This window comes from Arthrobacter sp. H41 (assembly GCF_000520535.1).
In the GTDB taxonomy this organism is placed as follows: Bacteria; Actinomycetota; Actinomycetes; order Actinomycetales; family Micrococcaceae; genus Arthrobacter_D.
This window is the reverse complement of sequence record NZ_KI914792.1, coordinates 38,133-40,393: the sequence shown is the minus strand read 5'-3', so window position 1 is coordinate 40,393 and position 2,261 is coordinate 38,133. Positions and strand designations below refer to the sequence as shown.

Annotated in this window: 1 protein-coding gene; it reads left to right on the top strand. The window is 65.2% G+C overall.

The genetic code is table 11. The features are described 5' to 3' along the window. Positions 1–2,261: FdhF/YdeP family oxidoreductase (locus Y705_RS18615; RefSeq protein WP_081737931.1), on the top strand; the 2,261-nt coding region annotated here is incomplete at both ends.

The window sequence follows — 2,261 nt, the reverse complement described above, 5'->3', positions numbered from 1 at the left end:
TTACTCGATGAAGCCCGCAATCGAGCACATGGGCATCGATCGCACGCGGAAGACCTTGCTCACCATGAACCAGAAGCACGGCTTCGACTGCCCCAGCTGCGCCTGGCCCGACCCTGACAAGCGGAAAGCCTTCGAATTCTGCGAGAACGGCGCCAAGGCCGTCACCTGGGAGGCAACCCCTGTGGTCATCCCGTCGGAATTCTGGGCCGAGAACTCCATCACGGAGCTGCGTCAGCGCACCGAGTACTGGCTCGGCATGCAGGGCAGGCTGACGGAACCCGTCTACAAGCCAGCAGGCGAGGACCACTACCGGCCCGTCAGCTGGGACGAGGCGTTCTCCATTCTCGGGAACAAGCTCAAGAGCCTCGATTCGGCCGATGAAGCCGCCTTCTACACGAGCGGCCGAACCTCGAACGAGGCCGCATTCCTCTACCAGCTGTTCGCCCGCGGCTTCGGCACCAACAACCTCCCCGACTGCTCCAACATGTGCCACGAATCCTCCGGCTGGGGCATGGGCCAGACCATCGGCATCGGCAAGGCGACCGTCACGTACGACGACTTCGAGCGTGCCGACCTGATCATCATCATGGGCCAGAACCCCGGAACCAACCATCCACGCATGCTCACCGCCCTCGAGGAGTGCAAGGAGACCGGCGGGCATATCGTCGCCGTCAATCCGCTGCCCGAGGCCGGCCTCAAGCGCTACAAGAATCCGCAGAAGGTCAAGGGCATCATCGGCCGTGGTACCGAGCTCGCCGACCAGTTCCTCCAGATCCGGCTCGGCGGAGACATGGCCCTGCTGCAGGCCGTCTCGAAGCGCGTCCTCGACGCGGAGGCGAAGAACCCGGGCACCGTCCTCGACCACGACTTCCTCGAGAAGCACTGCGAGGGGCTCGAGGACCTCAAGGAGCACCTCACTCACCTGGACGAACAGGAGGTCCTGGAGGCTACCGGGCTCCGCACCGAGGAGATCGACGAGCTCGCCGCACGCTACCTCGCTGCCGACCGGGTCATCATCACCTGGGCCATGGGCATCACCCAGCAGAAGAAGGGCGTGGAGACCATCAAGGAGATGATCAACCTGCTCCTCCTCCGCGGCAACATCGGCAAGCCGGGTGCGGGGGCCTCCCCCATCCGCGGTCACAGCAACGTCCAGGGCGACCGCACCATGGGCATCTGGGAGCAGATGCCGCCCACGTTCATCGATGCCCTCGGCAAGGAGTTCAGCTTCGCGCCGCCGCGCAAACACGGAGCCGACGTCGTCGAATCAATCCTGCGAATGCGCGACGGCGAGATCAAGGTGCTCGTGGCGCTCGGTGGGAACCTGGTCTCGGCGGTATCGGACACCGACATGGCTTCGGCTGCCATGCAGAACCTCGAGATGTCGGCCCAGATCTCCATCAAGCTCAACCGCTCCCACCTCATCACGGGCGAGGAAGCACTGATCCTGCCCTGCAGGGGCCGCACCGAGATCGACATCCAGGAAACCGGCGAGCAGTTCGTCTCCGTCGAGGACACCGTCTGCGCCGTCCACCCCTCCTGGGGCAGCGTGGAGCCCGTTGCCCCCACCCTGCTCTCGGAACCGGCGATCGTGAGCCGGCTCGCGCGGGCGACGATCGGGGACAAGCTCGACGCCGACTGGGCCGGCTTCGAAAAGAACTACGACCTCATCCGCGACCACATCTCCCGCGTGGTCGAGGGTTGCGAGGACTACAACACCCGCATCCGCCAGGAGGGCGGATTCGTCCTGGCGAACGGCCCCCGGGATTCGCGGACCTTCAACACGCCCACGGGCAAGGCCGTGCTGACCGTCAATGCCCTCGAGTCCCTCGAACGGCCGGAAGGGACACTGATCCTCCAGACCCTCCGCTCCCACGACCAGTGGAACACCACCATCTACGGCCACAACGACCGCTACCGGGGCATCAAGAAGGGCCGCCACGTGGTGATGGTCAACCCCGAGGACATCGCCGAACTGGGCTTCGAGGACGGCCAGAACGTGGACTTGCACGGCATCTACGAGGACGGCGTGGACCGGGTGTGGAGCAGGATCCGCATCGTGTCCTATCCCACCCCGCGCGGCTGTGCCGCCGCCTACTACCCCGAGGCGAACGTCCTGGTGCCCCTCGAACATGTGGCCGACGGCAGCAACACTCCGGCGTCGAAGCAGATCATCGTGCGACTCACCCCCGCGGTGGACACCTCCACTGACAAGGAGGACTTCACCTTCCTCGCCCGGAAACCCGCGGAAGCTCCGGAAA